This window comes from Coleofasciculus sp. LEGE 07092 (assembly GCF_015207375.1).
In the GTDB taxonomy this organism is placed as follows: Bacteria; Cyanobacteriota; Cyanobacteriia; order Cyanobacteriales; family Coleofasciculaceae; genus LEGE-07092.
Map to the genome: position 1 here is coordinate 1 of NZ_JADEWY010000208.1, position 6,815 is coordinate 6,815.

Consider the following 6,815-nt stretch of genomic DNA (forward strand, 5'->3'; position numbering starts at 1 on the left):
TCCCCAGCCCCTGTAACACCCTTGTCCAGTTCAGCCACTAAGCCATCACTCGGCTGGTTGAGTAAAGTCATGCTGGTACTAATATTAATTCTCTCTGCTGGTGGCATTGGCTGGTTTGTCGGCAACTTCTGGATACAGTCTCAAAGGCAATCGGATGACGTTGATCAATTTCCCTCGGAGGAAGATTTTAAAGACCCAGTCGTCTCACCCAATGATGACACTGAACCCGATGCCTCTTCTGAGTTTTCTGCCGAAGAGCAACAGCGCAAGCAAGCATTGCGGCAGCATCGCACCAATCTGGGTATTGACTATAACGTCTACGTTAGTTTAGTTGATGAGGCGTTTTGGAACCAGTACCCCGAACGGCGGGGGCAGCAGTTAGGTGCCGGTTCAGAAGATGCGCGATTTAGAGAGGAATGGGATGCGATCGCAGACGATTTCTTAACACGCATCGAAGCCTTAGAATTGAGTCGAGCCGCACGGCAGCAGTTGGGAAGCTATAAAGAAGATGACCTGACTCGCTGGAAAAACCAAGCTAATCGCTTGCGGGTTAGCAGTCGCGCCCTGTACGACGTGGCAGACGCTAAGTTCTTTCACCACTTCCCTAAACAACAAGGTGAAGATTTTCTCAATCAGCCAATCGGTCAAGTCTGGCAAGGCATTGTCGGCGACACGGTGAAAGCCTTACAATCGAGACGCGCCCTAGATCGCATTGTCTTCGCTCCAGAAACCACAGGCAAACTAATCAACGGCACCCTGCAACCGGGAGGCGGTCAAATCTTTACAGCCGAACTTATATCAGGTCAGCTCATGAATGTCAAGCTGTCTCCTGATGAGGATATCTTATTCTCCATCTACAGTCCCACAGGTCAGGTTGCCCTACTCGAAGACTCCCGCGATCGGGCTTGGTCTGGAGAACTGCCCGAATCAGGGGTTTACGAGTTTGTCATAGTGTCCCAACTCTCCGAACCGATTGATTACCAACTCGACCTCACCGTTGAAGATGAGCCATCCTCCGAACCCCTACCAGAAGAAGATGGGATTGAGTAGAGCAATCTCTGTGAAAGGGTGACAAGCAGCTCACAAGTCTGATACCCACTTGCCCTCAAAAACATATCTGAGTTAAATCAAATTCAGGCACTGACGTTTGGCTGCCAATGCCGCTTTTACGTTTTCATACTCTGTTTCCATTTCAGAAAAAAGGGCGGTTGCTATCGTGAGAGGACTCTCTTGCTCATTCGCAGAATTTTCCTCAAAATTGAGCTTTTCCAGTGTCTGGCACAATTGAGACAGACGGATAGCACTGAGGGTGGCGCTCGTTGACTTGAGGCTGTGAGCTGATTGCTGTAATATTGCTACGTCCTCTGGAGCGATCGCTCTACTCTGAAGCGAGGCTAAGGCATTGCCCATCGCTTGCAAGTGTTTGGGCGATTCCCCAAGATAACTGTTAATCACTTCTACCAAAACGTCGTTTTGATTCACCATGTCCTGTAATGCTTGAAACGCAGTCGGATCGAGAGGTGAGGTTGGGGAAGAGTCCGTGGTTGGTTCTTGAGCAACCAGATGGGCATTTAACTTTTCCTGAGAGGCGTTCAAGGCGCGAACCAATTCCTCGGGGCGAATGGGTTTGCTGATATAGTCATCCATGCCTGCCTGCAAGCAAATTTCTCGATCGCCTCGCATGGCATTCGCCGTCATTGCTACAATCTGAGGACGCTGGTCTGATGACCATTCCTGACAGATACGTCGTGCTGCCGTCAATCCATCCATTTCCGGCATCTGCACGTCCATCAACACCACATCATAAGACTGGCGACGCAGGGCTTCCAACACTTCCAAACCATTACCCGCCACATCTGCCCGATAACCCATTCGCCGCAATAGATGTAGTCCGACCTGCTGGTTGACCACATTATCTTCAGCCAGCAGAATCCGCAAGGGCATACGGGACGATAGGTAGGGGTCAATCTGCGGCGAAATTGAGCAGGCAGACCGGACTTTGATTGGTTGACCCACCACCACCTTCATCAGAACATCATAGAGCTGAGACTGTTTGATTGGCTTGCTCAAGAACGCCGCTAACTTGGCTTCAGCCATTTGGTCACGGCTTTCTGGATGCCCCATTGAGGTCAACATCACCAAGGGCATATTCTGGTAAGCTGGCAGGCGGCGGATGGCTACAGCTAAGGTCAACCCATCCATTTCCGGCATCTGCATATCCAAAATCCCTAAGTCAAAGGATTCACCATTCTGCAATAACTCCAGTGCTTCCCGACCTGACTCAACGGCATGGGTCAGCATACCCCACGATTGTCCTTGCAGGATCAAAATTTGGCGATTTGTGGCATTATCGTCCACAATCAGTAAGCGCTTGCCTTCCAACTGGCGCTGTCTGGCATCTAGATCGAGTTCCGGGTCGCTCTGACAGGCTTGAGTGACTACAGTAAAGTAAAAAATGGAACCTTGACCCGCTTTACTCTCGACCCAAATTTTTCCCCCCATCATTTCGCATAGGCGCTTACAGATGATTAAGCCCAAGCCAGTACCGCCATAGTTGCGGCTGACTGAAGAATCAACCTGACTGAACGCTTTAAACAAACGGTCTAACCGCTCGGGTGGGATGCCGATGCCGGTGTCTTTGACTGCAAACAGAATCTCGTAGTTTTGTTCTGGCTCTAATGACAGAGGATCAATAACCTTTGCTGAAATGGATATCGTAACTTCTCCAGTTTTAGTGAACTTGACAGCATTACTGAGCAGGTTCACTAAAATCTGACGTAGGCGGGTAATATCTCCCCTAATCGTGCTGGGCGTTTTGGGATCGATTAGGTAAGCCAACTCCAGCCCCTTTTCAGCCGCTCTAGAAGCGAGCAGATCCAACGATTCCTCAATACAAGTCCGCAAATTGAAGGGTTGTTCTTCTAACTCCAGCTTGCCCGATTCGATTTTAGAGAAGTCGAGGATATCATTGATAATCGTCAGAAGAGCTTCGCCACTGTTGCGAATAGTGCCGGCAAATTCCGCCTGCTGGGGTTTGAGTTCCGTGTCGAGCAACAGTCCAGTCATGCCGATTACCGCGTTCATCGGCGTGCGAATTTCATGGCTCATAGTTGCCAGAAATTCACTTTTTGCGCGGTTGGCTGCCTCGGCAGATTGTTTAGCTGTTTCTAGGGCAAGGTTCTGCTGAGTAAGTTGCTCTCCCTGGTGCTTTTCTTGTTCCAATAGCTGGGCTTGGGCAAGGGCAATGCCCACCTGATCGGCGACTGCTTCTAGCAGTTCAATTTCATCGGCACTCCAATAGCGGTAGGAGTTGCACTGATGCAAGCAGATCACGCCGTTGGGCTTTCCCTTGTAGGACGTCCGAACTGCCAGCATCGATTGTAGATCAATTTGACGGCACATGGATTCGGCGGCTTGCAGGAGTGGGTCACTGTAAACATCACTGGAGACGATCGCGCGATCGCCTGCCAATACTTGCTGGATATGGGGATTGTCTAAGACGGGAATCGCTAAACCGAGAATGGAGGAGTAATCCGGTTCTAAGTATTCCGCGACAAAGGGTATCTGGGGAGTTGGAGCCGCAACATAGGTGTGAATGACGCAACGATTGACTCGAAATGCCCGACCGATTTGAGTGGCAGTGGTTTGAAAAATTTGCTTGGCATCGAGACTCTGGCGGATTTCTTGGGTGATTTGTCGCAGGAGTAACGACCGTTGAAGCTGCTGTTGCAGGGCGGCTTCTGCCTGCTTGCGCTCGGTGAGTTCTGCGGAGAGGTTTTGATAGAGTTCTGATTGCTGGACGGCAATGGCGACTTGAATTGCCAATTGCTCTAGCAACTCTGTTTCTAAGGACTGCCACTGTCGGGGACTGTGACAATGATGAGCAATGAGCAGTCCCCACAGCTTTTTTCCTTGGAGAATGGGAACCACCAGGTTCGCCCTAACCTGCAACTGAGCTAAAAAATCCAAATAGCACTGCTGGAGTTCGGCGGTATTAATATCATCGATAGTGTGAATCCGACCCTGCTGGTACAACTGGACAGAGGCTTCTCCAAAACAGGGGTCGTGAATGGTCATTCCCAAAACTGATAACTGCTCTGAACCCACTGACTCTACGGCAACAATCCCACTCCAGTCCGGATTGAAGCGGTAAATTAACACCCTGTCTGTGGCAAGAACCTGCCGTACTTCCGTGACGGTGGTGTTGAGAATCTCTTCAAGTTCTAGGGATTGGCGAATTTTCAGCGCGATCGCTCCAATTAATCGTTCCCGTTCGGCTTGCTGTCGCAATGCCACTTCTGCTTGTTTGCGTTCTGCCAGTTCTGTCGAAAGTTGCTGGTACAGTTCCGATTGCTGAATGGCGATCGCTACTTGGGTGGCTAAGGATGCCAGTAAATCGACCTCTACCTGCTGCCACTGTTTGGGACTGCGACAGTGATGGGCAATCAACAAGCCCCACAGTTTTTGTCCCTGAAGAATGGGGACGACGAGGTTAGCCCTGACTTGAAGTTGAGCCAAGAAGTCTAAATAGCACTGCGGCAAACCCGCCGTTTGGATATCTTCTAAGGCGTGAATGCGACCTTGCTGATACAACTGAGCAGAGGTTTTTCCGAAGCAGGGATCGTGGACGGTGGTTCCCCAAACCGATAATACATCAGCACCAACGGACTCTACGACAACTACGCCACTCCAGTCCGGATTGAAGCGGTAAATCAAAACGCGATCTGTGGCTAGGAACTGCCGCACTTCCGTGACGGTGGTATTAAGAATTTCTTCTAGCTCTAAGGACTGGTGAATTCGCAGAGCGATCGCTCTAATTAATCGTTCCCGTTCGGCTTGCTGCTGTAGTACGGCTTCTGAGAGCTTGCGCTCTGTAATATCTTCAAGGGTGCCAAGGATTCCTACCACATTTCCCCTCGCATCATGTAGGGGGATTCTGTTCGTCTCGATCCAGGCAAGTTTGCCCTCGGTTTGGAGTTGCGGCTCAACGACGCGATACTCTGGCTCGTTGGATTCCATCACCCGGCGATCGCATTGTCGAAATCGTTCTGATTCTTCCTGCCTCCAAACCAAATCATCATCTGTCTTGCCGACGATACGATCTGGCGAACTCATACCAAAGAGATTAGCAAAGTAACGGTTGCAGCCTAAATAAATGGAATTACGGTCTTTCCAAAAGATTGCCTGAGGCAGGTTATCGATCGCTAATTGCAACAGTTTTTGGGACGGTAGAAGCACTTCTTTGGCGCTGATTAGTTCGGGTGGCGCTGTTCTATCTGCTCGGGAATCACTGCTCTCAATGGACTTTTTTGAAAGACTCGGGGTTTGGGAATTGGGCAGAAGAGGAGGTAAAAACGGCACAATATCATGGGACAGAGTGGTATCGTCCAAGTCTTCAGCATCAGCAGCCTCTTCTATTTCCCCCATTTCCGTTGCCAACCTGTTAATTAACCGCAGGCGTGTTTGGCTTTCTTGGAGTACAGCTTCGAGTTGCTGATACGCAGCCGTTTTATTCTGAAGTTGTGCTTGAACGGCGCTGAGTTCTTCTCCCTGTTCCCCAACCCTTTGCTGCAATTCTTCAATTAGGTCTAGTATTGCCATGGGGTTAAAGGCTTTGAGTACGTCCATTGGGTTCAGAACGCCCACCAAGTTTCCTGACGTTTCACAAACTCCAAAGGGCTGTCCCTGACTCGATTGCCGCATCTGTTCGAGAGTACTCCAAAGGGAATCTTCTGGACTAACACTCATCAAGGGCGTTCCTATCATCATGCGTGCTTGGGTTTTTGATAAGTCAAGCCCAAAAAGTGATAGCTCGCAGTACCGCACTAACTCTATTTCTGTAACTAGCCCCAGTGGGACTGAATCTCCTGAAAGTTGATGTCCCTCCTCTGTCATCAAAACTACGCTACTCACACGCTCTTGCCGCATCCGTTGAGCCAGATCCAAGATAGAGGTAGTCACGGGGATGGGAAGTAGTGAAGTAGTCATCACTGCTGATACAGGTTGCAACTTCAGACAATTGAGGGGTGGCAGTTGCCGACAAATGTGATCGGCTGTTATCATTCCTACCAATTGACCGTTTGGATCGACAACGGGTAAGTGGCGAATCTGATGGTGAGTCAGAAGGGATAGGGCAGCAAAGAAATTGCCCGCCTCAGAGCGGGTTAGGGTGACGGGCGATCGCACCATGAACTCAGCAATGGCAGTTTCTGCTAAATTCACCCCTTCCAGCATTAAGCCAATGAGCTCTTGTGCGGTAACGATCCCCATCAAAGATGAGCCTTCTACCACGAAGACAGACGTTACTGGTTGGGGTGGTGTCAGATTGTTGGGGGTTTCGTTACCTGCAAAAGAATTTAATCGGCGATGGGATAGGGCAGATTGCTGCAATCTTTGACCCATCAACGCTACTACCTCCACCAAAGGGGTGTTAGGAGTCACCGTTAGGGGATGAGTATCGATTAAATCCTCTAGGGCAGGCAAAACAATGGGATGAGTATCAGGCTGCATAGTGATTGGGTTGGGAGCAGGCTATGGCTAGATGCAGATCCCCCTTCTTTACAGTCTAAGATTCTTTAAGGCATCGTGCCTTTCTGATCGCTCTAAAAATAACTTCACTGTTCTCTATAGGGTTTCTCTATCTGGTAAGATACAACACCCTGGAGTTTAGGGAGTAGGGAGTAGGGAGTAGGGAGTAGGGAGTGGGGAGTGGGGGAAGAGACAAGGGGACAAGGAGACAAGGAGATTTTTGAGGTGTTACTCATCTCCTCTGCACCTCTGCCCCCCTGCACCTCTGCACCTCTGCACCTCTGCAC

General features: G+C 49.9%; 1 protein-coding gene and 2 pseudogenes. 1 reads left to right on the forward strand and 2 read right to left on the reverse strand.

The features are described from left to right. A pseudogene (locus tag IQ257_RS28265) lies at positions 1-1,050 on the forward strand (serine/threonine protein kinase); the annotation flags it as partial. 72 nt (positions 1,051-1,122) lie between these two features. On the opposite strand, the gene IQ257_RS28270 reads toward IQ257_RS28265, so the two are convergent. Both IQ257_RS28270 and IQ257_RS30480 read right to left on the reverse strand, forming a co-directional pair. Further along, on the reverse strand, positions 1,123-6,510 hold the full coding sequence (locus tag IQ257_RS28270; protein ID WP_193877256.1) for a GAF domain-containing protein: 5,388 nt from the start codon (positions 6,508-6,510) through the stop codon (positions 1,123-1,125). Positions 6,511-6,614: 104 nt separating this feature from the next. Continuing rightward, positions 6,615-6,815 (reverse strand): annotated as a pseudogene (locus tag IQ257_RS30480) (hypothetical protein); the annotation flags it as partial.

What these genes read in the sequence shown, in the direction of transcription:
- IQ257_RS28270 (WP_193877256.1), bottom strand. Translation starts at nt 6,510, where the DNA reads ATGCAGCCTGATACTCATCCCATTGTTTTGCCTGCCCTAGAGGATTTA.